The sequence below is a fragment of the Vibrio sp. YT-17 genome, from assembly GCF_033337375.1.
Classification (GTDB): Bacteria; Pseudomonadota; Gammaproteobacteria; order Enterobacterales; family Vibrionaceae; genus Vibrio; species Vibrio alginolyticus.
Window position 1 is genome coordinate 1 of sequence record NZ_JAWOQP010000035.1, and the last position, 25,642, is coordinate 25,642.

General features: G+C 43.3%; 23 protein-coding genes. 12 read left to right on the forward strand and 11 right to left on the reverse strand.

Translation table 11 applies throughout. The features are described from left to right. The 3 genes from R7F67_RS22225 to R7F67_RS22235 form a co-directional block, all read right to left on the reverse strand. Window positions 1–167 (reverse strand): ATP-binding cassette domain-containing protein (locus tag R7F67_RS22225; protein ID WP_318057385.1); only part of this gene is annotated, 167 nt, incomplete at its 3' end. Between the two features lie 176 nt (window positions 168–343). Beyond that, window positions 344–1,000: a lysoplasmalogenase gene (locus R7F67_RS22230; RefSeq protein ID WP_318057380.1), complete on the reverse strand. Its 657-nt coding sequence runs from the start codon at window positions 998–1,000 to the stop codon at window positions 344–346. A gap of 294 nt (window positions 1,001–1,294) precedes the next feature. Beyond that, entirely contained in the window at window positions 1,295–2,443 is a 1,149-nt protein-coding gene (locus R7F67_RS22235; RefSeq protein WP_318057381.1) for an iron-containing alcohol dehydrogenase, read from the reverse strand. Window positions 2,444–2,649: 206 nt separating this feature from the next. Between R7F67_RS22235 and R7F67_RS22240 the strand changes: the two genes are divergently transcribed. Together R7F67_RS22240 and R7F67_RS22245 are read left to right on the forward strand one after the other, a co-directional pair. Continuing rightward, complete coding sequence (locus tag R7F67_RS22240) at window positions 2,650–3,531, forward strand: AraC family transcriptional regulator (protein WP_005376392.1); 882 nt, start codon at window positions 2,650–2,652, stop codon at window positions 3,529–3,531. A gap of 277 nt (window positions 3,532–3,808) precedes the next feature. Then, a complete protein-coding gene (locus R7F67_RS22245) occupies window positions 3,809–6,970 on the forward strand; it encodes a chitinase C-terminal domain-containing protein (protein ID WP_318057382.1) in 3,162 nt (1,053 codons plus the stop codon). A gap of 97 nt (window positions 6,971–7,067) precedes the next feature. On the opposite strand, the gene glgC is transcribed toward R7F67_RS22245, so the two are convergent. From glgC to R7F67_RS22265, 4 genes are all read right to left on the reverse strand, one after another. After that, a complete protein-coding gene (gene glgC / locus R7F67_RS22250) occupies window positions 7,068–8,285 on the reverse strand; it encodes a glucose-1-phosphate adenylyltransferase (RefSeq protein WP_025767797.1) in 1,218 nt (405 codons plus the stop codon). Window positions 8,286–8,822: 537 nt separating this feature from the next. Further along, window positions 8,823–10,571, reverse strand: coding sequence for a formate--tetrahydrofolate ligase (locus tag R7F67_RS22255; RefSeq protein WP_318057383.1), 1,749 nt, complete (start codon window positions 10,569–10,571; stop codon window positions 8,823–8,825). Window positions 10,572–10,807: 236 nt separating this feature from the next. After that, window positions 10,808–12,112 (reverse strand): inosine/guanosine kinase, encoded by a 1,305-nt coding sequence (locus tag R7F67_RS22260; RefSeq protein ID WP_005376376.1) that lies wholly within the window; start codon window positions 12,110–12,112, stop codon window positions 10,808–10,810. A 233-nt stretch (window positions 12,113–12,345) separates the two neighbouring features. Next, window positions 12,346–12,816 (reverse strand): CreA family protein, encoded by a 471-nt coding sequence (locus tag R7F67_RS22265; RefSeq protein WP_005397614.1) that lies wholly within the window; start codon window positions 12,814–12,816, stop codon window positions 12,346–12,348. Between the two features lie 145 nt (window positions 12,817–12,961). Between R7F67_RS22265 and R7F67_RS22270 the strand changes: the two genes are divergently transcribed. After that, window positions 12,962–13,471, forward strand: coding sequence for a flavodoxin (locus R7F67_RS22270; protein ID WP_161440945.1), 510 nt, complete (start codon window positions 12,962–12,964; stop codon window positions 13,469–13,471). Between the two features lie 195 nt (window positions 13,472–13,666). After that, a complete protein-coding gene (locus tag R7F67_RS22275; protein ID WP_138940251.1) occupies window positions 13,667–14,335 on the forward strand; it encodes an HAD-IA family hydrolase in 669 nt (222 codons plus the stop codon). A gap of 430 nt (window positions 14,336–14,765) precedes the next feature. On the opposite strand, the gene R7F67_RS22280 is transcribed toward R7F67_RS22275, so the two are convergent. After that, window positions 14,766–16,196 carry a methyl-accepting chemotaxis protein gene (locus R7F67_RS22280; protein WP_005376380.1) on the reverse strand — a complete coding sequence of 477 codons (1,431 nt, stop codon included), beginning with the start codon at window positions 16,194–16,196 and terminating at the stop codon, window positions 14,766–14,768. 314 nt (window positions 16,197–16,510) lie between these two features. On the opposite strand from R7F67_RS22280, the gene R7F67_RS22285 reads away from it, so the two are divergent. The 3 genes from R7F67_RS22285 (at window position 16,511) to R7F67_RS22295 (ending at window position 18,695) form a co-directional block, all read left to right on the forward strand. Continuing rightward, complete coding sequence (locus tag R7F67_RS22285; protein ID WP_182017022.1) at window positions 16,511–16,684, forward strand: hypothetical protein; 174 nt, start codon at window positions 16,511–16,513, stop codon at window positions 16,682–16,684. Window positions 16,685–16,765: 81 nt separating this feature from the next. Further along, entirely contained in the window at window positions 16,766–17,368 is a 603-nt protein-coding gene (locus tag R7F67_RS22290) for an ACP phosphodiesterase (RefSeq protein ID WP_085569047.1), read from the forward strand. Between the two features lie 67 nt (window positions 17,369–17,435). After that, the gene (locus tag R7F67_RS22295; protein WP_165935324.1) at window positions 17,436–18,695 is read left to right on the forward strand and encodes a DEAD/DEAH box helicase; all 1,260 of its coding nucleotides are present in this window, start codon (window positions 17,436–17,438) and stop codon (window positions 18,693–18,695) included. Between the two features lie 27 nt (window positions 18,696–18,722). On the opposite strand, the gene R7F67_RS22300 is transcribed toward R7F67_RS22295, so the two are convergent. Continuing rightward, a complete protein-coding gene (locus R7F67_RS22300; protein ID WP_017634180.1) occupies window positions 18,723–19,511 on the reverse strand; it encodes an EAL domain-containing protein in 789 nt (262 codons plus the stop codon). 187 nt (window positions 19,512–19,698) lie between these two features. Then, complete coding sequence (locus tag R7F67_RS22305; protein ID WP_005376385.1) at window positions 19,699–20,331, reverse strand: hypothetical protein; 633 nt, start codon at window positions 20,329–20,331, stop codon at window positions 19,699–19,701. 183 nt (window positions 20,332–20,514) lie between these two features. Here R7F67_RS22305 and R7F67_RS22310 point away from each other — a divergent pair, with 183 nt between their 5' ends. The 3 genes from R7F67_RS22310 to R7F67_RS22320 all read left to right on the forward strand — a co-directional run bounded on the left by R7F67_RS22310 (window position 20,515) and on the right by R7F67_RS22320 (window position 22,037). Next, window positions 20,515–20,757, forward strand: coding sequence for a DUF2164 domain-containing protein (locus tag R7F67_RS22310; RefSeq protein WP_005390155.1), 243 nt, complete (start codon window positions 20,515–20,517; stop codon window positions 20,755–20,757). A 174-nt stretch (window positions 20,758–20,931) separates the two neighbouring features. Next, entirely contained in the window at window positions 20,932–21,471 is a 540-nt protein-coding gene (locus R7F67_RS22315; protein ID WP_005390157.1) for a cytochrome b, read from the forward strand. Further along, on the forward strand, window positions 21,468–22,037 hold the full coding sequence (locus R7F67_RS22320; protein ID WP_137282652.1) for a YceI family protein: 570 nt from the start codon (window positions 21,468–21,470) through the stop codon (window positions 22,035–22,037). The genes R7F67_RS22315 and R7F67_RS22320 overlap by 4 nt, the downstream gene beginning before the upstream one ends. Window positions 22,038–22,174: 137 nt before the next feature. Here the strand turns inward: R7F67_RS22320 and focA are convergent, their stop codons facing one another. Then, window positions 22,175–23,626, reverse strand: coding sequence for a formate transporter FocA (gene focA / locus R7F67_RS22325; RefSeq protein WP_137282651.1), 1,452 nt, complete (start codon window positions 23,624–23,626; stop codon window positions 22,175–22,177). 301 nt (window positions 23,627–23,927) lie between these two features. Between focA and R7F67_RS22330 the strand changes: the two genes are divergently transcribed. Both R7F67_RS22330 and R7F67_RS22335 read left to right on the forward strand, forming a co-directional pair. Continuing rightward, on the forward strand, window positions 23,928–24,833 hold the full coding sequence (locus tag R7F67_RS22330) for a LysR substrate-binding domain-containing protein (protein ID WP_005376369.1): 906 nt from the start codon (window positions 23,928–23,930) through the stop codon (window positions 24,831–24,833). 228 nt (window positions 24,834–25,061) lie between these two features. Continuing rightward, window positions 25,062–25,544 (forward strand): DUF1097 domain-containing protein, encoded by a 483-nt coding sequence (locus tag R7F67_RS22335; RefSeq protein WP_017634175.1) that lies wholly within the window; start codon window positions 25,062–25,064, stop codon window positions 25,542–25,544. Window positions 25,545–25,642 lie beyond the last annotated feature (98 nt).

The following is a 25,642-nucleotide window of genomic DNA, read 5'->3' on the forward strand; positions in this document are numbered from 1 at the left end:
AGATGGTTGATGCAACGAATGAGCGTTGATTTTCCGGAACCTGAAGGGCCACACACCACGACGATCTCGCCAGAATGCACGGAGAAGTTGATGTCTTTTAGAGCGTGGTAATCGCCATACCACTTATTTACGTCGCTAAACTCAACGACGGGAGTATTCTCTTTCAAAGGGGCACGCTATAACGGAAAAATATCCTTTTACAATAGCAAGTTGTGCGCGTAATTTCATTAAGAATAAGCTAATGTTTAGGCGATGATTTTAAGACTCTATTCAGATCGCTTACAAGATACATCCATGTTTCTTTAATGTTGGTGCAGTCTAGAGTCTAGAGTCTAGAGTATGACTAACTCAGTTCAACGAGATACGGATAACGAACAACAATCGCAACAACAGACATAACCATTAGTGTCTGTGCAGAATAGTAGGTCACCATGGCAACTTGTCGTGAAAATATTGACCGTCCTCCAAAGCGTTCGAAAGCCAATACGATGCCAGAGATAATAAAGATAAAGCTTCCGAGCACTGCAAAAGAGGAGGATTGTGTTTTCCCACTCAAATAATACTCGATCGAAGCCCAGCACATAGTCATCAGTACCAATATATAACTAGCAACTGGCCGTTTTTCTTTACCGAGATCCGGTCGGAACAACCAGTAGACGCATATACCGAGTCCGAACAAGGCAATTGGGAGCCAAGGTGTAAAATGCCACGCTGACATGATGGCAAAACCATAACTATAGGAGAGATGGGCAGAGCAAAAGAGCACTAATCCTGTAATGAACTTGTCTCTAGGGAGCATTAATAACACGTCACCAAGCAACGAGAGCGATAAGCCAATCAAAATCCAATGCGCATATGGCATTGGGTAAGCCGGGGACTGAATTAAAATACCAAGCATACAGAGCACTGGTAATGGTTTAGAAACGTAAAAGAGCCATTTAGAGCCTTTACGGATACTGATGATATGTATGAATGCTAATACGACAACAACTAGCCACATAAAGTGTTTTCTCGAACAGACAAAATTATGTAGTACATCACTACAACAAATCAAAACTTAATTAACGAGTTAACTCGTTCTTTGATCTCAATTATTTTTATTTGTGTAAAGCTGGACAGTTGTCTCTTTACTAACCAACACGGCCGATTTTTTGTCTGGAGGGAATCGTTGTTTTTAGAAGCCTCCTCGTTTTGAACGTGATGTGGCTTACAAAATAGCATAAAAAAACGGTATTGTGACTGTTAAGTCACAATACCGTTAAACCCTAGGAAGGGCAGTGAAGAATTGTTGCAGTTATGAGACAGCTAACTCTAAGATTTCTCGGCTACGTTCAAGTGTGATCGCCTGGTTTTCACCTAAAACAGTCATGCCGTGTTTGTTTAGTTGATCAATGATGGCATCGATAGCTTGTTCACGGCTCTCACCATAGTTTTCGAGCTTAGTTGCGACATCAAGTTGATGATAAAACGCTTCGATAGCTTCGATTGTGCGCTCTGCTAAATCCTCACCTGCTTCAAGAGCAAATACGTTGCGACCCATTTGTTCTAACTTAGGGCGCTTAAACTGCATTTGGTTACGAAGTAACGATGGTTGGACAATTGCAAGAGAACGCGCATGATCAACGCCCCATAGAGCGGTTAATTCATGGCCGATCATATGTGTCGCCCAGTCTTGTGGAACGCCACTACCAATTAACCCATTCAATGCTTGGTTAGCAGACCACATTAAGTTTGCGCGCCACATATCGTCGTCTCGTTCCGCAAACTGTTCTCCGAGTGTTTTTAAAGTTTTCAGCAGTGTTTCTGCGTAACCATCTTGAACCATTGCACCGGTAGGAAGCGTCAAGTATTGCTCACATACGTGCACCCATGCGTCAACAATGCCGTTGATAAGCTGGCGTTCTGGCAGTGTTTTCATTACATCTGGGTCTAACATGGCAAATTTTGGCTGCACTGCTGGAGACATGAACGGAAGTTTGTCTTGAGTTTCTTTTTTAGTGATAACTGCGCCCATGTTTGACTCTGAGCCTGTTGCTGGCAATGTCAAAATTGCAGCTAGAGGCGTCGCTTCAGTGACTTGGTGCTTACCAATCATGATATCCCAACCATCACCATCATACATTGATGCCGCTGCTACGTATTTGGAACCATCGATGACTGAACCACCACCTACCGCTAGAATAAAATCAACACCATGCTCTTTTACCATTGCGACTGCTTTATCGAGTGTTTCTTTGGTTGGGTTTGGTTCAACACCTGAAAACTCTAGCCATTCATGTCCCCCAAGAGCTTCTGCTACTTGGTCGTACACGCCATTTTTTTTGATGGAGCCACCACCGTATACCACTAAAACTTTTTGGTCGGATGGGATAGCTTCTTTGATTGCTGCGATTTGTTTTTGACCAAAGAAAATCTTGGTTGGGTTTACATAAGAAAAGTTCATTATTAGCCCTCTTGCTTCCAGTGAAGGAGATTGAATACATGCATATTAGTCCTGATTAATGATGGTTAACAGGTCGATTTCTGCAAATAATTTGCCTATTTCTACAAAATTAATGCTCTTGAGCTAGAAAGTTAAAGTCGAGAGGAAGTATAGTGCTCGAAACGATAATAGAGACCAAACTCGTTGGTCATTGATGGAGCGCTCTAATGCACACTCTCGCAAATATCATGCAGCAATATGTTGAAAAGCAGGGGCTGCATGACCTAGAAGGTATGAAGAAAACAGCGATAGATGGCGTATGGTTTTATCGCAGTAGCAAAGGGAATCATCGCCAGCCGTTTGTCTATCAGTCCGGCATCATCGTATTGGGTCAAGGGCATAAGAACATTCATATTGGTGATACACCAGTGCAATATGGGCCCGATGATTACCTTGTTGTCGGGGTTCCCATGCCACTAGAGTGCGAAGCGTTTGCGACAAACAATGAGCCTTTACTTGGCATTTCGATAGATATTTCGCCAACGCTTCTTCATAAACTCGTTAAAAAATTAGAGGCTGAAAAATTCAGTAATAAGTGTCTGGATGCTACCCGTTGCGGCCTTAAGTCGGTACGTATGAATGAAGGTATGTTGGATGCGTGCAAACGGTTAATGAAAGCAATGTGTAACGAGCTTGATGTCATCATGCTTGGCGAGTTGCTTCTTGAGGAAATTGTGTATCGTACTTTGGTGAGCAAAGAGGGGTATGTTTTATTTGACCTAGCACATCAAGAAGGTTCTTACGCGAGGGTAGCTAAAGCACTAAATCGTGTACATCAAGCGTATCATGAACAGTTGAACGTACAAGCATTGGCTGAAGAAGCCAACATGAGTGTGTCTGCTTTCCATCAAGCATTTCGCAATGTCACGCTTGAATCTCCGTTGCAATATATTAAGAAAGTTCGACTTAACAAAGCGCGCGAATTGATCCAGTTAGAGGGGAGACGTGTTAATGATGCAGCGAGAATGGTCGGGTACACGAGCCCATCACAGTTTAGTCGCGAGTACAAGCGGCATTTTAATGAAACGCCAAGGTCAACAAAGGCTTAGTGATCTTTATTTCAAAATGGCGACTTTTTTTACCTTTTTTATTAATTTGCGAGTGACATATTTATTTGAGTTATAAAATTAGTTACTGGTGCCAAATAATAGGTACGTTGTTGCAATCATTTAGTGGATTGTTGCGAGGCGGTGTGGAAAACTCGTAAATAGATAGTGTGAAATCACCAACTTGTACTTAAGTTATTTTACGTCGAAATAAAAGTATAGATGCGCTTCGTTTAGCGCATTTAGTATTGTTTTAACAATAACTTAAGGAAGAGCGATTATGCACCTTAAAAACGGCAACGCAGTGAAAAACGTGTTCACACTAAGCACACTCACCGCTTCTTGTCTTATGGCCTTCAATAGCTACGCAGCAGTTGACTGTGCCCCTCTAGAAACTTGGCAATCATCAAAAGTTTATAACGGTGGCGACCAAGTTCAGCATGAAGGTAATGCTTATAAAGCGCGTTACTGGACGCAAAACAACAATCCAGCGCAATCTGGTGAGTGGGGCGAGTGGGAAACACTTGGCGCTTGTGATGGCACTGGACCGGTTGAACCACCTCAGAATGAAGTCCCGACGGTTACTCTGACATCGCCTTCTGCGTCGGCTTCTGTGACTGCGGGTGATGTTGTTAACCTAGCTGCAGATGCGGCAGATACTGATGGGACTGTTAGCAAAGTAGAGTTCTTTGTTGATGGTGTATTAGTTGGTCAGGCAACGTCTGCGCCGTATGCTGCATCGTGGACAGCAACTGAAGGACAGCACGAGTTCTCTACCAAGGCCTATGACGATGCAGGTGCCGTTAGTACGGCAAGTGTTGTGACGTTAACTGTGGCATCAGCGCAACCTGGTAACGAAGCGCCGACAGTGGATGTCGCGCTTTCTGCGAGCTCTATTGACCTGGGTGGTTCCGTAACACTGACTGCAAATGCTACGGATGCGGATGGTACCGTTGCTAAAGTTGATTTTTATGTTGCAGGTGTGCTTGCTGGCACTGCTACAACAGCGCCATACACGCTGGATGTAACCCCTTCACAAGCTGGCTCATTAAGTGTTTATGCGAGAGCAACCGATGATGCTGGAGCAACAGCAGATTCTGCAATTGCGACGTTAACAGTAAACGGCGGCGCAGTGACATCTAATTGTCGTCCTGATGGTCTTTATCAAACAACGGGTGTAGATGTTCCTTACTGTTCTATTTATGATGAAGAAGGTCGTGAGAAAATGGGGGCTGATCACCCACGTCGTGTAATCGGCTACTTCACCAGTTGGCGAGCAGGTGACGACCCACAATCGACTTACCTTGTTAAAGACATTCCTTGGGAACAACTTACTCACATTAACTACGCGTTTGTGAGCATTGGTTCTGACGGCAAAGTAAACGTTGGCGACGTTAATGATCCAAACAACCCTGCTACAGGTAAAACTTGGCCAGGCGTTGAGGTAGATCCTGCTCTTGGTTTTAAAGGTCATTTTGGTGCACTAGCAACTTACAAGCAAAAACATGATGTTAAAACGCTAATCTCGATTGGTGGTTGGGCTGAAACGGGCGGTCACTTCGATACGAACGGCGATCGTGTAGCTGATGGTGGCTTCTACACCATGACGACGAATGCGGACGGTTCTATTAATCATGCTGGTATTGAGAAGTTCGCAACTTCTGCCGTTGAAATGATGCGTCAGTACAAGTTCGATGGCCTGGATATCGACTATGAATACCCGACGTCAATGGCTGGTGCTGGTAACCCTTACGACAAAGACTTCATGGAACCACGTCGTCAGTATTTATGGGCGTCTTACCAAGAGCTGATGAAAGTATTGCGTGAGAAACTTGATGCGGCATCCGCGCAAGATGGTATTCATTATATGCTGACTATCGCAGCACCATCTTCAGGTTACTTGCTACGTGGGATGGAAACCTTCGATGTAACTAAGTACCTAGACTACGTAAACATCATGTCTTACGACTTGCATGGGGCTTGGAATGATCACGTTGGTCACAACGCGGCTTTATTCGATACAGGTAAAGACTCGGAGCTAGCGCAGTGGAACGTATACGGCACTGCTGCATACGGTGGTATCGGTTACTTGAACACAGACTGGGCTTACCATTACTTCCGTGGTTCTATGCCAGCAGGTCGTATCAACATTGGTGTTCCTTACTACACCCGTGGTTGGCAAGGTGTTACTGGTGGCGAAAATGGCCTTTGGGGCCGAGCGGCACTACCAAACCAAGCAGAGTGCCAACCGGGCACAGGTGAAGGTGAGAAGAACAACTGTGGTCACGGCGCTATTGGTATCGACAACATGTGGCATGATACCGACCCTAAAGGAAACGAAATGGGCGCTGGTTCTAACCCAATGTGGCATGCTAAGAACCTAGAAAACGGTATTTGGGGCTCTTACGCAGCTGCTTACGGTCTCGACCCTGTCAACGATCCTTCAGATAAGTTTGTTGGTACTTATACCCGTCATTACGATAGCGTTGCTGTGGCACCTTGGTTGTGGAACGCAGAGAAGAGCGTATTCCTATCTACGGAAGATAAAGCTTCTATCGAGGTGAAAGCCGATTACGTTATCGATAAAGAGATCGGCGGTATCATGTTCTGGGAACTAGCCGGTGATTACAACTGTTACGTACTGGATGCAAATGGTAATCGTACGGCAGTAGATGCCACTGAACAAGCTTGTGCGGCAGGTAATGGTGAATACCACATGGGTAACACTATGACCAAAGCTATCTACGACAAGTTTAAGTCTGCGACGCCTTACGGTAATAAAGTAGCGACTGGTCCAACACCAACTGAAGCAGTAGACATTACTGTTAGTGTTGGCGGCTTCAAAGTTGGCGATCAAAACTACCCAATTAACCCGAAAATCACGTTTACGAACAACACTGGTCAAGCGATCCCTGGCGGTACTGAATTCCAATTCGATATCCCAGTATCTGCGCCGGACAACGCGAAAGACCAATCAGGTGGTGGTTTGAAAGTCATTGCTTCTGGACATACTCGTGCAAACAACATTGGTGGCTTAGATGGCGTAATGCACCGTGTGTCGTTCTCTCTACCAGCATGGAAAGACTTGCCAGCGGGCGGCACTTACGAGCTTGATATGGTTTACTACCTACCAATCTCTGGTCCGGCTAACTACTCAGTGATTTCTGGTGGTAAAGAGTTTGCGTTTAAGTTTGAACAGCCAGATCTACCAATTGGTGATCTCAATGCGGGCACGGGTGGTGGTACCACTGAACCAGGTACGTGTGATACGACAGGTTTAGTGACATACCCAGCTCTGCCACAAACGGATTGGGCAGGTAATCCAAGCCACGCTAACCAAGGTGATAAGATCATCCACAACGGTGTGGTTTACCAAGCGAACTGGTGGACAGCGGCTGAACCGGGTACAGATGGTAGCTGGTCAACGGTATGTAACATCTAATTATTATGGATTATTTGTTATAGCCTAATGTTTACGGGCACTTAAACAAAAGCGCACGATGATTATCGTGCGCTTTTTTGTTGTGATAGTTTGTCGTTTAATCAAATTGGTAACTTTCGGGTATGACGACAATACCTTTGTCTGAGATTTTAAATCGCTTCGCATCTTCAAGTTTGTTGATGCCAATTTGAGTATGTGGCGGAATACGAACATGTTTATCAACTATGCAGTTGACCAACTGACTTCCTTCACCGACTTCTACGTCATCAAAAATGATGGAATCGACTACCGTTGCACTATCTTGAATCCGTACATTAGAGGAAATAATGGAGTGCTGTACCGAGCCTCCGGAATTGATGACACCGGTAGCAATGATGGAGTTAATAAAAATGCCTTCATTACCCGTGGCCGACGATACAGTACGAGCTGGTGGAAACTGCGGCTCGTAAGTACGAATCGCCCAATTAGACTGATAAAGGTTCATTGGCGGCACAGGTTCTAGTAGATCCATATTCGCTTCATAGAAGGAATCAATGGTACCCACGTCGCGCCAATAGCAATCTTTATCGACGCGCCCTTTACTGCCACAGAATTGATAAGCGTAAACGGATTCGGTATCAATTAGCTTAGGTATGATGTCTTTTCCGAAGTCATGGCTTGATGAATCGAGTTTTGAGTCTTCTTCAAGCGCTTCTTTCAAAACATCCATATCAAAGATATATATTCCCATAGAAACAAGGCTTCTGGTCGCGCTTCCAGGAAGAGTAGGTGGGGTTTCAGGTTTCTCTATAAACGAAGTAACGAGCCCGTTTTCTGTAGTGCCCATTACACCGAATGCTGAAGCATCCTCTACGGGAACATCCATACAGGCAACGGTGAGCTTAGCACCTTTCTCTTTATGCTCTTCAAGCATTGCGGCGTAGTCCATTCGATAGATATGATCGCCGGATAACACAACCACATACTTTGCATCATTTCGCGATAGCAACCACATGTTGTGATAAATCGCATCGGCGGTTCCTTCATACCATGCACCACCTTTGCGCATTTGTGGTGGAACAGCAGTAATGTACTCGCCTAGCTCTGGATTGAATATCGACCAGCCGTCTCGTAAGTGTTTTTGAAGTGAATGAGATTTATATTGGGTTAAAACAAGGATCTTGCGTAAACCCGAATGTAAACAATTGGTTAGTGTGAAATCTATAATTCTATATTTTCCGCCAAAAGGTACGGCTGGCTTGGTTCTGTCATCGGTGAGTGGGCTGAGTCTAGACCCCATCCCTCCTGCTAAAATTACGGCGAGTGCGTCTTCCATAGTATTCCCTTTCCCTTTTCTGACATGCATCAAAACGGTGCTAACCTGAAGGAGGTGGTATGCAACGCAGAGGTTTTGAAAAGCATGTGCTAATGTGCTTATTAGTGAAAAGTCTACTACAAGAATCGAGCCATAGAATATCTCCTTAAAAATCAAGGAGGTTAAAATTTCACTGTAAGACAACTGCACCATATTAGTGAAGTGCTAAATAACCCGTGCATCAAATTGGCGCAAAATTGTAGAAAGGAGAAGTCAACAAGTATGGATTTACAATGTAAAGTGGCGACAAAACAAGAAGATAAATAGGGTTTTCTAGCTTAATAACTATGGCTAAACAAGGCTTAGGGTTAGCGTCTTAACTCTAAAGGTCTAAAACAGGCGCGTTGATGTAAGGCAGGAGAGCTTTGTATCAACGATTCAAGAGTAGAAGGCCTGAGACAACTCTTTTCACAGTTGTTGAGAGTGAGTGGATAGGTAAGTAGACCACTCACTCAATGAATATGCTCACTTCACTGATAGCGATACGTTATCACTGCACTAAGAGAGACCGACGATATTTCCTTCATCATCAAGATCTAAGTTCATAAATGCGGGTTTATCAGGTAAGCCTGGCATCGTCATCACGGTACCAGATAATGCATAAACGAATCCTGCACCCGCACACAAGCGCAGCTCGCGGATTGGGACGGTAAAACCAGTTGGTGCGCCTTTGACTGCGGAGTCTGTGGTTATCGATAGTGGTGTCTTCGCGATGCAAACCGCTAAGTTGTTAAAGCCTAATTGCTCAAAATGTTTGAGCTGTTCAGTCGCGATAGGAGTCATTTCTATATTGGTTGCTCCATAGCCCGCTTCACATACTGCCATGAGCTTTTCGAGTAATGATTGCTCTTTGTTGTATAACGGACAAAACTCTACAGGCGTGGTACACGCATCAATAACATGTTGAGCTAGTTCCGTTGCGCCTTGTCCGCCTTGCGAAAAAGCGGTGCTGATGGCTACTTTAACTTCGGGATTAAATTGGTGAATCAGATCTTCAAGAGCTTTAAGCTCTTTCACACAATCTTGTGGAAACTGGTTAATGGCAACGACAGCAGGTAAACCGTATTTATGAACGTTATTTATGTGCCATTTTAAATTTTCAAACCCAGCCTCCAATGCTGCTTGGTCCGGATTAAAAATGGAATCTGAAATAGCCATACCTGGTCGTAAATCGTAGTGTCCGGAATTCGCTTTGAGGCCGCGTAATGTTGCTACGATCACTACACAGTCCGGGGCTTTGTTGGCGGCAGCAGCTTTAATGTTACACGCTTTCTCAAATCCCATATCCGAACCAAAACCGGCTTCAGTTACCGTGTAACCTGACAGTTTTAGCGCAATATCGTCCGCGATAATGGATGAATTTCCATGGGCGATGTTTGCAAATGGACCTGCATGGATCAACGTAGGAACACCTTCTAGAGTTTGCATCAGTGTTGGTGCAATCGCCTCTTTTAGTGTTACTGCCATTGCTCCTGCAACTTGTAGATCTTCCGTAGTGACGGGGTTTCCGTTCAAATCGTACGCTACGACAATTTTCCCAATACGTTGACGTAAATCTTTTAAATCTTTGGCTAGTGCAATGATAGCCATTAACTCAGAAGCGGCTGAAATATCGAACCCTTCGTCACGCTCGAAACCATTGATGGTTTTTCCTGCATCATTGAGGCCAATTTTGACTTTACGTAGTGCACGATCATTATGGTCCATCACTCGTTTCCAAGTAATACTGGCCGTGTCGATTTTAAGTGCTCTTAACCCGGTGCGTGATTCAAAGGCATCATAACCCTCGCGTTGTTCATGGAACAAGCGAGCGTCAAGAGCGGCTGAAGCAAGGTTGTGCGCCGCTGTCACTGCGTGAATGTCACCAGTAAGGTGTAAGTTTAACTCTTCCATTGGAGCTACTTGAGAATAACCGCCGCCCGCAGCGCCACCTTTAATACCGAAGACGGGTCCCATCGAAGGTTGCCTTATACATGCAATAACAGATTGATTAAGCTTTGCTAAACCTTGCGCCAGGCCTATCGTCGTAACGGTTTTTCCTTCGCCAAGAGGAGTCGGCGTGATCGCAGTGACGAGTACAAGTTTACCGTCATCATTTGCTTTGAGTCGTTCCAAACATTTTGGGTGGACTTTGGCTTTGTGCTTCCCGTGAGTGTCATACTCTTCGGGCGATAGTCCTACTTTTTCCGCGATAACATCAATAGAAGAAAGTGGTGTGTTTCGGCAAATTTCGATATCTGACTGCATGGAGAATCCCCAAAGTGGCACACAGGTAGCGTTGAAAAACTACCTGAGTTATAACGAGTATTATTGTGAGGCAAAGGTCTGCTTGGTGATGGTACTGTTTCGGTTAGGCTTGTAAAGAGTTTACTGCTTCGTATTGTGCGACATACTAACAAAATCTACTCGTTACAGTGCTAGATAAAAACAAAAAGGCCACCAAATGGTGACCTTGATATATTTTCAGCTTTAAAGCTGTCGTTTTAACGATCCCAATAAGTCTCTTCTAAGCTATCTTCTCGTTCAGGAAGCGCTCGCGATAGGCGAGGAGAGTGCTGCGTCAACACTTCATAGCTTACTCGGTTTGCGTATTTACAGATCTGAGAAAGCGAGGAGTAGGTTAAGCATCGTACTTCGTGCTTTTCTGAGTTAGGCACTTCTTTTTGGTGGAAAGAGTTTGCTGCCATGTCATGCAGTAAGGCTGAAAGGGCTGCATCACCCGCACCGTTAGTGTTCTTAATCTCTAATGGTCCACCAAGGTAAGGGCCGATGTGAGAGTAGACCTTCATTGGGTTTTGACAGTCTTCTTTACGCATCGCACGACTAAACTCGTACTGGTTAAAGGCTTCGAGGGAGCTTTCAAGGATGTCGTGTGTGGTTTCTCGTTTTACTTTCTCGTCGGTGTAACCAGCCATGTACAGACCATTTGGTCCTGCCGTACACAGTACGAGATCAACCCATTCAAGTGCTTTATCAGCAGCAGCTAGCGGCTCTGTTTCACCTGTTAGCGCCGCACCTTCTTCTTCATTCATAGCGACAACAGAAATGTTTTCGCGAATGTATTCTTGCCACCACTGTGCGTTACCTTCGATAACGTACTTTGTCCCTAACGTAAGTACAACAGGGACATCGTGCTTCTTAGCAAAGTCGATCGCTCTTTGTACCGCTTTAGGCATTGGATCTTCTTCTTTACCACGCATTAGGTAAGAAGAAACAACCAGGGCTGATGCTTTCTCAAAGATCTCTTCAGGAATGCTTTCCGGAAGTAGTTGATTCATATGACCTTCGTTGATAGCAAATGTACGCTCACCGTCTTGAGAAATTAGGGTGTAGCAGCGACCAATAGGGCCATCTACCGTTTGTAAATGGTTAAGGTTCATGCGTGAAGACGTACGGCAAAGGTAGCGATAAGCAAAAGAACCGACTTGAATGTTCTTAGACATCACACCGAGCAAAACGGATTTGCTATCGGCTAAAACTGAGTAGTTGTGAAGAGTATTGCCAATCGTGTCACCTGGGTATTGGTGTGTGATCAGGCCTTGCTCAACCAGTTCTTCGTAAAGTGCATCTGCTTTGCTTTCTTCAAGAACGAGCGAATGTCCTTTACTCAGGTTGTATTTCTCTAAAAACGCGTCATCTACACGTGCTTCGATATCTACAATGGTTTGACCGACACCAACAATAGTTGGGCGATATAGCTTAGGTGCCTGTCGGATTTGGTTTACTAATGGATCTCGAGCGTGAGTTGGGAAGTAGTGTTTAGATTTACGCTGACCAGGAAACTTCATGCTTGTTCTTGAGTGAGAAAAAAAAGAGGCGGGATTGTATCACAAAAAAATGAAAATCGTGGCGATTTATTACAAAGAAGTCTGCTCGCTGAAAAAATCAGCGAGCTGAGTAAATAGCAACCAAAGCAGCTGCAATTTATGAGGCTTGTCGTATTGCAATGGGTTGTTTTTTAAACTTGTTGCTCAGCAGCGCCCGGAAAGAGCCTGCTCCGCGCTAACTAAATTTACCCGCGTTACTTTTTCACTTCAGTTGGCTCAACGTAAGCCTTGGTACCCCAAAGTGGGACTGTCGAAAGGCTATGCTTAAAACTACCATCGGTCTCTTTTGTTGTATAAGACAAGTAGAGTAAGGTTTGGTTATCGGCATCATAAATACGGCGAACCTTCATTGTTTTGAAGAAAATGCTTTTTGACTTCTTAAATACAATTTCACCGGACTTACTCTTATCTATTTTTGCAATCATTTCCGGTGTGATTTCGCCAGTCTGACGACATGATATTGAACTATCACTTGGATCTGCTAAGCTGAAATCCGCTTCGATAGAGGCGATGTGACATGTGACACCTGTTACCACCTCGTCTTTCAACTCACCGACTTTGATGTCTTTCAAAGTAAACCAACCGAGCCCCACGTCAGCAACATCGTTATCTGAACAACCAACTAGAGTAGTAGCAAGCAATGCACTTAACAGCATCTTTTTCATTATTTTTGTCCTTAACTAGGAAAGATATTGATGAAATCTATCAGAGGTTTGCACCTAAAACAAAATTTAGCCACGGAAAGGTCTATGTGCGCTAGGTTTGTTGCGGGCTTCATGCTAATGTACTGCTCTAAACGAAGGTATCAAGATGAATGAACAACAGTTAGCCAGTATCGAGCGTAAAAATACATGGCTGTATGATCTGGTCGAAGTTGAATTTCCGACACCAGAGAGTTTGAAAGGGCGCGATGTCTATTTCAAAACGCTAGAAAAAGCAACCTATCAAGTAGTCGACAAAGACACATTACTGGAAAGTGACTCTGAATTTAACCCCGACGATATTTTTCTGGTCGATTTTCATCGACTGACCATTATGTTCTCTATCTTGCAATCTCAGCGCTGGGAACAGCAGTATGATAAAGATATGATCATTGAATATCTGACACAGATTATCCTCACGCCAGATTTTGAATTATATGTTGGTTTTAAATCTGGAGTCCCAATTGGTGCTGCTATTGTTAGCCATCTCGAAGGATATACACTCATCTCTGATGTTGCTGTTTCTGAATCAAAATACAAAAGCTCGTTTGTGGCTGATCTGGCTAAAAGACTAAGCACCGAGCAAAAACTGTTAGACTCAGTGGTTATCGAAGACTAACTTACACATCAATGTGCATAAAAAGTAAAGCAAGATGACGTTGGGTGATCTTGCTTAGAAAAACTGTAATTGCTCCCTTCTATTTCCATGAAATGCCAAGCTCGTCGTTTCAACAATCCCAAACTCAAATAAGATTAATCCAAACATTCTTAAAATCAGCTTGGGCTTGAGCCTTTAAGACGTCTGGAGATGGCTATGGCAATTACCAATATTAAGTGCGTGATATTTGACTGTGATGGTACGTTGGTCGACAGCGAAAGACTGTGTTGCCAAGCGCTCGTCAATGTATTTAACCAGCATGGGGCTGAGTTAACGATGGAAGAGTGCGTTTCTCACTTTAAAGGAGGAAAGCTCGCTGACATCCTTTTAGATACTAAAGAATTGAAAGATATCAAAGTCCCAATTGATGTTTTAGAGCCGCAATACCGAGAAGAAGTCCAGTCTCTTTTTGTGCGTCACTTACAGCCAATGGATGGCGCAAAACGATTAATTCAGTTTTTGGATTCGCATAATATCGAATATTGTGTGGCGTCTAATGGACCTAAAGATAAAATTGAATACGCTTTGGAGTTAACCGGTTTACTCGATGCTTTCCGAGGCAAAGTGTTCTCGGCATTCGATGCGAATAGTTGGAAGCCTGAGCCTGATTTAATCATGTACAGTGCTATGAGCATGGGCTTTTTACCAAGTGACTGTCTTTATATTGATGACACGCCTAAAGGAGTTGAGGCGGGACTAAACGCCGGTATCAAAACGATACAGTTATTTAATGGTGAAGCTATCAATCTTGTTGAGGACGAGCGTGTAATTCGCATCCATCATTTAGATGAATTAAAAGAGCAGCTGTGTGGCTGCTCTGTTTGACCTACTAATGGCAAACCGGACTCAAGCTGTGGATGTGCTTAAGTTTAGACTGTAGGTAAGGCGTTTGATGTAGACATTGGATAGATGAGAAGTTTTTTGTATGAAATCCGCAAGCAGCGCATGTGAATTTCTCGCCATCCGATGAAATGAGATATTCATCTCCTTGGCAGAGTGGGCAATTCAGGTTCTCTATGTCTTTTGTGTCTTTGTAATTATTCATATTGTTTTCCAGCAGCAAATTGGAATTGGCAAGATCAAGCATAGCGGAACGCTCTGTTTAAGAACATTATTTCATCGGGTACAGCGAGAACTTGAGATTCACTTCAAATATCCACTTGGATGTCGTAGAAAATATCGAAGGTAATAGTTGAACACGGTTTAAAGAAAAGGGCTCCCTAAGGAGCCCTTGTTGATCATAAGTTCCACAACGTTATGCGGTGCGGTAGCGTTGTAATATCTCACCAAGAGAAACGGAGGCTTGCGTGAGATTAGCGACGCCAGCGGTAGATTGCTCCGCCACTTCTCTGATTGTGCTTGATTGACTACGAATTTCTGAAAGTTCCGATGCAATATCGTTAGCCACTGCGCTTTGTTCTTCAGCAGATGTGGAAATCTGAATGCTCATGTCCATTAATGAGCGTGCTGACTCGGCAATAGAGGTAACATCATGGCCGATTTCATCAATAAGCTGGCTGCTGGTTTGAGCTTGCTGAACGGTTCGGTTGGTGATTGAAGCAATGTTCTGACTCTCTATTTGAAGCTTCTCAATCATGGCTTGGATCTCTACTGTTGCCTGTTGAGTTCTGCTTGCTAATGTACGTACTTCATCGGCAACCACTGCAAATCCACGACCTTGTTCACCAGCACGGGCTGCTTCGATTGCTGCGTTTAGTGCCAACAGATTAGTTTGTTCTGAAATGGCGTTAATCGTTGTGATCACGTCATTAATCTGCGTCGTATTCTCGTTTAAATTGGTTACTGACGTAGAGGCTTGTTCAATATAGCTAGATAACGTCTCTATCTCGCCAATCACGTTTTGTACACGGCTTCTGCTTAGTTCGATCTTCTGGGCATCTTGGTCTGACTGCGTCGTTGCTTGTTGAGAAATACTTGATACCTCCTTTGCAGAGGCTGTCATTTCTTCCATTGCCGTCGCGACTGAATCAAGCGTTTGATATTGATGAGATATCTGGGTTTCACTCAACTGCATATCTTTTTCGAATGCAGAAGATGTCTCGCTCAACATCGTTGCATTATTTTTAACACTATTAACCAGTTCACTTAAGGTATCCATGGACTTGTCTAGCGCACAGCCGATGGTACCGAATTCATCTCGACCTGGATGGAAACCAAGACGAGAGGTTAAGTCACCGTCACCAATTTTTTCGGTTGTTGTATATAAAACCCACAGAGCTCCTCCGATAAACGTTGCCACCCAGTAAGAGAATAGGGCAAAAGGAATAACCCATAAGAAGCTGAGTAATAGTGACGATAGAGCTGATGATTTTAACGATTCGTATTGTGTGGACACATTTTGAGTCAGCTTAATCACTTCCCCAGAATGCAACTTGGCATAAGCGGTGACAGACCCATCGACAAAAGAACTCTCGCTTACGCGGTTCGATTTCGATACGCCGTCAATTTCTGTAGCGCGGTTTGATTGAGCATCAACGATACCAGAAAGCTTCGCTTCGCTCGCCGAGATGGCTTGCTGCTCAAATTGTTGTATTTCATTGAAGTAGCGGCTTCCAGCCACTGAAGTGAGGGCTACTAAAAATAGTAGGAATATAACCCACATTTTGTCGTTGATAGACATCTTGATAAACAGCCTGTCTATCGTTCTAAACTCAACTTCTCTCATTTAAAGCTCCATTAGAGATAAAAGATATTGACCAAATCTATTGCTATATCGAAACAAAATATGCGAAGTTAATCAGCAAAATATGTAACGAATACTAAATTTAGTTTAAGAAATGAGATCTAAGGACGCCTATAACAGTATGTTATATCTTTAAATTGACATGAATTTTGATAAAAGAGTCATTTCTCTAAAGTGTTAAGCGGATATGAAATCTAATTGCAATCGTTTACTTTTGATTATGCTCATAGGTTTTTAAATCTTTACTTCTCGCTGTCATGAATGTGTCATATAAAGACTATAAAAAGGAGTTGCTGATGTGGATATGGCAAGAGTCAGGCCGTCAGCGAGTAAAAGCAAGAGAGCTTAAAATAAAGGAGGTCACAATGAGCGACCAATACCAAAACGATGAGAGCCTAGAGCTGCTAGATGCGCTTGAAATTGGCATTATCTTGTCGGAATACGTTGGCTCAGACAACGAAGCCGAATAGCGGAACACTCTCATCTCGTCGTAATTGACGTTATACTAGGTTCATGTCACACCAAGCCCTAGAGGCCAAAACTGGCGTCGAATGAACTTTCTAGCCCACCTGCATATCGCAGATCACAGTAACAGCCATTTATTGGGAAACTTGCTTGGAGACTTCGTAAAAGGAGATCCAAGCAAGCTGTATGATCGCGATATCTCAAATGGTATCAGATTACATAGATTTGTTGACCGTATTACTGACCATCATCCAATCGTCAACGAATGTAAGCCTCATTTCACTGGTATTGCGAGACGTTTTGCACCTATCGCTTTGGATATGTTTTGGGATCATTGCCTCGCAAAACACTGGAACGACTTTCATTCCGTGCCTCTCGAACACTTTGTCCAAACGGCATACGAGCGAGTAAACCGAGAGGTTCATGAACATTTGCCGCCACGTTTTTTGGTGCTCCACAGCAGAATGTGGCATGGCCGATGGCTTCAATCCTATCAAGATCTAGACAATATAGAATTTGCACTACATCGGATGTCGCAAAGAAGCCCTAGAATGGCAGACTTAACCACAACATTTAAAGTGATTGAAAGTGATTACACCGAATTAGAAGAGAAGTTCTCGTCACTTTATCGAGATGTTTTGCGCCAGTCGTATGACTTTCAGCAACAGCTTAATGACTCAACTCAATGAGATAGAAAAGTAGTATGGCTTTAGGGGCTCTGGTAAACTCTGCGCTCCAAAAATAATGAGGTTACACATGTCTGTTAATTTTGCTGATTTAGGCATCGAACAAAAGCTAATCGAGACGCTAGGCAATCTAAATATCGTGACGCCAACACCAGTGCAAGAAAAGTCAATTCCACACGTCCTTGCAGGAAAAAACTTACTTGCTGCTGCACAAACTGGTACGGGAAAAACGGCTGCGTTTGGTTTACCTATCATACAAACCGTTCAGCAAAAGAAACTTAACGGCACACCTCAAGCATTGATTTTGGTTCCAACACGCGAGCTTGCACAGCAGGTATTTGATAATTTGAATCAGTACTCGGCAGAAACAGAACTTCGCATCGTGTGTGTTTATGGTGGTACAAGCATTGGCGTACAAAAGAGAAAGTTAGAAGAGGGTGCTGATATTTTGATTGCCACGCCAGGCCGCCTTTTGGATCACCTGTTTAATGGTAACGTAAACATCTCTAAAACCGGTATGCTCGTGTTAGACGAAGCCGACCGTATGTTAGATATGGGATTTTGGCCTGACTTGCAGCGCATCTTCCGACGTTTGCCTGCTGAGAAACAGATCCTATTGTTCTCTGCGACATTTGAGAAGCGAATCAAAACTATTGCGTATAAACTCATGGAATCGCCAGTTGAAGTCGAAGTTTCACCAGCAAATACGACTGCTGAAACGGTAACACAAATGGTTTATCCAGTGGATAAAAAACGGAAACGTGAATTGCTAGCGTACTTAATTGGCTCGCGGAATTGGCAGCAAGTGCTTGTATTTACAAAAACGAAGCAAGGCAGTGATGAGTTAGCGAAAGAGCTCAAGTTAGATGGCATCAAAGCGGTTTCTATCAACGGCGATAAATCACAAGGTGCCCGCCAAAGAGCTTTGGATGAATTTAAACAAGGTAAGGTACGTGCTTTGATTGCAACCGATGTGGCAGCACGAGGGTTAGACATTCAAGAGCTAGAACAAGTCGTGAACTTTGATATGCCATTCAAAGCAGAAGATTATGTCCATCGAATTGGCCGCACTGGAAGAGCAGGAAAGTCAGGTTTGGCGGTTTCTCTGATGAGTCGAGATGAGGAGTACTTGTTGCAAGCTATCGAGAATCTGCTTGATCAACGCTTACCCCAAGAATGGCTGGCAGGTTTCGAACCAAGTCTTGTAGAAGAAATTGAGCCTGAACAAAATGGGGGTGGGCGTCGTCGTAGTCGTTCATCTGAGAAGCGTAAGCTAAAAGCAAAATTGGCGATTCATAAGAATCGTGGTAAATCACGTAGCTCTCGCTAAACCGCGCAAACTTTTGTTCTTACATAGTCAGGCTGTTTTTGCCTCTTCATAGGCGTCTAACGTTTGGGGGATAGCAAGTAGGTACCCTTGATACATATCGAAACCGAGCTTTTTCATTAAGCGAAGTTGATGCTCGGTTTCAATTCCTTCGATAACGGTTTTAGAGCATAACGCTTTTGCGAGTGATAATGCATCGTTAAGCGCTTTAAAATCACCGTTTTCATACCTTAGCAATAAAGAGCGATCCATCTTGATTATATCTGGGCAAACGCTTCTCACTCGCTCAGTTGTCGATGCATTGACGCCATAATCGTCAATCGCTAATTTAAATCCTTCAAGACTTAACTCCCGAGCAGCTTGAGACAAAGAGAGTTCATCCTCCACCTTCAATTCAAGTAACTCCATGACGATTTGTTCATTCATCAAATGCGATTCATAAATGGTTTGTTTTAGCAGTCGGTTATACGTGATGTCTTTGACTAGTATCTCTGCCGCTACCGGTAATACATTGAGAAACAATTGTTTTGTGTGAAAGCGAGACTGAGAGAAATTTTTGATATGGATTAGGCGACTTAAGCGTTCAACATTGAGCAAATCTTGAGTGGGAGTCGCTTTGGATTGGAAAAACTGATCTGGCCTAACCATGTTGCCATTGGCATTGCTAATTCTTACCAGTGCTTCAAGGCCAACGATGGAAATATCGTTCTTATATATGGGTTGAAAGACACTGCGGAGAGTGAAGTTCGCGTATTTCGCAATATACTGCCCGTCGGCTTGTTTCCGGATGCAACTAAGTAGTTGCGAGATGCTCATCATTGTTACCACAACCTAAATCAATGTCTCAACATCAGCGTTATCGCGCTAATTTTTCTATTTCATTGGCAATGAATCTAAGTGTGCTCATTAACTCAAGCAAGAACGATGGTAATGGATGGGTAGTTTTGTCGAGTGATATCAAACAAATTGATGAAATAATTGATAATCTCAGCACTTCAATTTGATGCTACCATTGCAGTACGGCATACAACTGCAAATATTTTCTGACTAACTGCTGTTTGTTCGAACGCCGTAAAGGATGCCCAAACTTAATGTAACAAGGGCTAATACCGAATCGAGTGTCCAAAGATTGCGTGAGTTGCGACTCGCTGGTGTACAGTGTGATTCCTTGTTCTGTGTATTCGTTGATCTGATCGGGTAGTTCACCCATCCACCAATGAAGTAATTCTCGGCTCGTTTTGCTGCGACTTATCCAATGATCGCAAACCAAAAAGAGTAGGTCATTAGGCTGTAAGGCATAGCCATATTCACTCTGCCATTCCGTAATTGATGAGAGTAAGTTTTCCCGGCAAGATTTTCCGGCACTGACCATATGGTGACTCAGAACCCAGACAGTGCCAATGTCGGATGAAATTCGATAGTGATGGGGAAGGTCTGGAGAATCCAACACTTCGATTGGCTTTATCACGCAGTTGTATCCAAAGTGACGAAAAGTATGTTCCATCCTTCTTGAAAACGCGAGACCAAGATGATGCTCACTCATGCCTTGGTTATGCACCGCAGGGTAATGCTTTTCACACAGCTTAAGACAGTCGTCTTGAAAATCATTAACACTTTGAATAACTAGGTCGAGTAGCAAAGAATATCCCTTAATAATTACAAAACGAACTGCAAAAGGTTAGCATAGTCTTTTGAGAATAGACTAATTTACTTCGGCAACTTCTTGATCTAAACACCAAATTTCTCACAAATGACCGTGTCTAATCTTTAATAGAACAACACGAAAGAAGCAGAAGTTGAACAAAAATTTGAAAGGGAAAAAATGATAAAGCTAGAACGCGCACAAAAAGAGGCGCTGGCCACCGCTATTCAAGATTACATGCAAGACGAGCTAGATGTTGAAATTGGCCAGTTCGATAGTGAGTTTCTAATTGATTTTATTACAGAAAAACTAGGGCCAATTTACTATAACAAGGGTGTTGAAGATGCTAAGTTACTGGTTGAACGCAGAATGTTAGAAGTTTCCGAAGAGCTGTATGAGATAGAACAAGAAGTTAAGCTGTAAGTTTCAGTTTTACAAACGATTTAAAGTTCCTTCAAAAAATTCGAACAACTTGATAGATACGGTACCATTGGCTGGATGTAAATGATGGTAAATAATCTGTTTCATATGACGTAAATAGGTTAATGTAGTGTTTCTTGCTCAGCATTAACTTAGGAATATATCTAGGAACTTGAGATGGATACACTGGTAAAGAATTACAACCTTACTGCACGCGTGATGCATTGGTTATCAGCGCTGTGCATTATTGGTCTATTTGCAGTGGGTTTGTGGATGGTCGACCTTAGCTATTACAGCGAATGGTATCGAACTGCGCCGCATTACCATCGCTCTGTCGGTATTTTACTCGCTATTTTAACTTTGGCACGCATCGTATGGAAACATGTGACGGCGTCACCAAAGGTAGAAGGCAAACGTTACGAAGTGCTTGCTGCTAAAGCAGCGCATGGTGTCATGTACCTACTATTGGTCACCATCTTTGTTTCAGGTTACCTCATTTCAACGTCTGATGGACGCGGCATCGAAGTGTTTAATTGGTTCACCGTGCCAGGAGCGGGAGAGTTATTCCCAGGCCAATCAGATATTGCAGGTGAGATTCACTTCTATGCAGCTTGGGCAGTCATCCTGATTGCAGGTTTACATGCTATTGCTGCACTAAAACACCACTTTATCGATAAAGACAACACATTAAGAAAAATGTTAGGAGCTTCAAAATGAAAAAGTCACTTCTCGCTACAGGATTAGCTATCGCTATGGCACTGCCATTTGGTGCGCAAGCTGCAGATTATGTCATCGATACCAAAGGTGCTCACGCTTCAATCAACTTTAAAGTTAGCCATTTGGGTTACAGTTTCATCAAAGGTCGTTTCAATACATTTTCTGGTGACTTTTCTTTTGATGAAAACAACATTACTGACTCAAAAGTAAATGTTGTTGTTGATACAACCAGCCTAGATTCAAACCATGCTGAACGTGACAAACACATTCGTAGTGGTGACTTCATCGATGCTGGCAAATACAGTGAAGCAACCTTTACGAGCACAAAAGTGGTTGATAAAGGCAATGGCAAACTAGATGTAACTGGTGATCTAACGCTACACGGTGTTACTAAGCCTATTACTATTGAGGCTGAATTCGTTGGTGCTGGCAGTGACCCATGGGGCGGCGAGCGCGCTGGCTTTGTTGGCAACACTCGCCTAGAGCTTGCTGACTTTGACATCCCAGTAATGGGTGCTTCAAGCTACGTCGATATGGAACTTCATATCGAAGGTATTAAGAAGTAATTAGTTCCTTTTAGATACACTAAAAGCGCTCTTCACTTGAAGAGCGCTTTTTTATTATCTTAATCACATCACTAACATCGATAAACCAGTCAGTGATAGCGATTGAAAGCCAATAGACGTTGTAAATGTTTAGCGAATTACGCTGTTTCTAACTCACTTTTTTCCACTAAGTTTAAACGCTCACCAAAAATCGGGCGTAGTGCTTTTAATACTTCAGTACGAGTAACCACCCCGACCATCTGCCCATTTTCAAGCACAGGAAGCACTTGTGGTTTACTTACTTTGATACTTTTAGCGCGTTCTTCGAGAGACAAAGACGTCAAGCGAGTGGCAATACCCATACTGCTCGCTGGGTACAACTGCTCTTTATCGATACATAGGAATTCCACAACATCAACGAGACGATCTCCAGCGTCAATTGCGACCACATCTCGGCTCATGATGTCGACGACTTTTTGGTCTTTCACCGGAATGTAGTCCTCACACCATAGTTCTACCATCACATCGTGAGCAGAGAAGAAGCCAACTAATCGATTTTGTACGTCTACAACAGGTGCGCTAGTTACGTTGTTATCAAGTAACACATCCAGCGCGGCTGCAATTGGCGTTTCTGCACGAATGGTGACTGGTTTTTGGTTCATAATGTCTTTAACAAAAGAGGCATTTTTCATAGTGAAATCCTTAACTGACGACAGTGTTGTAGTTTTAGTGATAGAAGAAATATTCGCTGCTTTTAGTTCTGGTCGGCGAAAAATACACCAGTTTGAAAGGCCAACTAATACCGCTCCGCCGACGATGTTGCCAAGCGTGACAGGAATTAAGTTAGCGGTAATAAAGTGGCTAATGTTTAGGTCTGTGTATTGTGACGCGGGCACACCGACAGATGCCCAAAAAGATTCAGGTGCAAAATTCGCGATAACAATACCAAGTGGAACCATAAACATGTTCGCAACACAGTGCTCAAAACCGCTGCTGACAAACATTGCCACAGGCAAAATTGTCATTGCTGCTTTTGTCATTGCATTTGCAGAACTAAATGTCAGCCAAATCGCTAGGCAGACCAACAGGTTACAGAGAATACCGAGTGCAAACGCTTGAATGAGAGTGTGGTGAAGTTTGTGTTGTGCGATGTTAAGCGCATTTAATCCCCATTGACCGCCATCCATCTGATAAAGACCAGCAGCAGTAACCAGCGCAAGTAGGAACATCGCACCAATAAAGTTACCAACGTAAACTTTGCCCCAGATCGAAAGCATCTTACCGAACGATATTTGCTTATTGGCCCAAGAAATACTGGATAGGACGGAGCTGGTAAATAATTCACCACCGCAGATCACTATGAGGATCAATCCCATGCTAAATGCGAGTCCACCAGCTAGGCGGCTCAAGCCCCAACCAGCGCCCGTACTACCGGTGGTCACTGTGATGTAAAACAAGAATGCTAACCCGATGAACGCGCCGGCCATAATGGCGAGGCTTAATGTCATACTGCTGGTTTTGTTTGCCTTACTTAACGCAAATTTTTCCGCTTCAACCATCATCTCTTTTGGAGAAAAATACTGGTGATTTTGAGAACTGGTCACCGCCATATTGACTCCTTAATTTGTAATCGCATAAAAAATCCTTGGTTATTAACTCAAAAATGAAATTGTTGTTTTTATTAAGAGCCTCAATGACTTCGGTTTCAAAACCATTGAGGCTTGCGGTGTTCCCGAACCGCGTACTCAGAATAGGGAGAACGGTTAGTAAGGTAAAATTGATAATATTTAGAAACCTCATCAAATTAATTGATAACTTTACGGGGCTAGGTAAAATGAACTCTATTGCTTATTGGGGCATGCTTTAACAATTGTGGGGATTGGGAAATACCCACTAATAATGGAGGACACTTTGCGCTACTCACTTAAGCAATTAGCGGTTTTCGACGCAGTTGCAGATACCGGCAGTGTAAGCCAAGCCGCAGAAAAATTGGCTTTGACACAATCAGCAACGAGTATGTCGCTTGCGCAATTAGAGAAGATGCTTGGCAGGCCGTTGTTTGAGAGGCAAGGCAAGCAAATGGCGTTAACCCATTGGGGGATGTGGTTACGACCAAAAGCAAAACGCTTGCTACAAGACGCATTGCAGATTGAAATGGGCTTCTATGAGCAACATTTATTGAGTGGTGAGATTCGTATGGGAGCGAGTCAAACCCCAGCAGAGCACTTAGTTCCCGACCTTATCAGTATCATTGATAATGACTTTCCAGAAATGCGTATTTCTCTCGGTGTACAAAGTACGAAAGGAGTGATTGATGGGGTATTAGATTACAAGTATGACTTAGGGATTATTGAAGGGCGCTGTGATGATAACCGTTTACACCAAGAAGTATGGTGTCGTGATCATCTTACTGTTGTCGCAGCTTCTCATCATCCTTTTGCGCGTAATCAGTCTGTTAGCCTTGCGCAGTTAGAGCAAGCGAAGTGGGTACTAAGAGAACATGGCTCTGGCACACGAAAAACATTTGATAGTTCTATTCACCACCTTATTGAAGATTTGGATGTGTGGCGCGAGTACGAACACGTTCCGGTGTTACGTAGTTTAGTTGCTAATGGTCAGTACCTTACTTGCTTACCGTATTTAGATGTAGAGCGATATATAGAAGCAGGTCATCTTGTGGCATTAAATGTACCTGAGTTAAAAATGGAAAGGACGCTTTCATTTATATGGCGTTCAGATATGGCAGAAAACCCATTAGTCGACTGCATTAAAAGAGAGGGACTGCGAATGATGAAAGGGAAGCCTTCAGTTCTTTAAAGGTTGATTAAACATGCCTACGAGATGAGTTGGGTTTATTCCCTAAATCTGTTGATTTATCGGTTGCGTCAAACTTTTAATGTAAATTGTGAAAATAATAATATCTTATTGTGATCAATATCACCGATAAGCTGAGCTGATGTATCTAACATGTGTCCTTGATTTCAATGTATGAAGGCAGTTATTGAACCATATAGGTACGATAATAGCCGAGCAGGTATGACTACCATGACGACACTTTTAGCTATTTCTATCACTACTGGAATTTTATCTGGCGTATGGGGTTGGATCGCCATCTCTTTAGGTTTGCTTTCTTGGGCTGGTTTTTTAGGTTGCACGAGCTACTTTGCAGCGCCAACGAGCGGATTGAAAGGACTAGGCATCAGCTTAATCACCAATATGACAGGCGTATTCTGGGCAATGGTAATTATTCACGGTTCCACTTACGTGGGGTTGGAAATTATTGGCTATGTGATTACCGCTATTGTGGCATTCTTCATGTGTATTCAAGCTAAACAGGCTTGGCTCGCGTACATCCCTGGTACTTTTATTGGTTCATGCGCAACATTTGCGGCTGACGGAAACTGGCAACTTGTTATTCCATCGTTGTTGCTAGGTGGTGTGTTTGGCTATCTAATGAAAGCGACAGGGCTATGGTTGCATACGAAATCAACCGCTACTTCATCTTCGCTTGCTGAGCAAGCACAGTAGTGAACCCCCGATCTTATTGGTATCCACTGTGTATTGAGTTTTATCCCTCTCAATACCCTTAATCAAAATTAATGATGTTTGATACAAGCACACCAAAT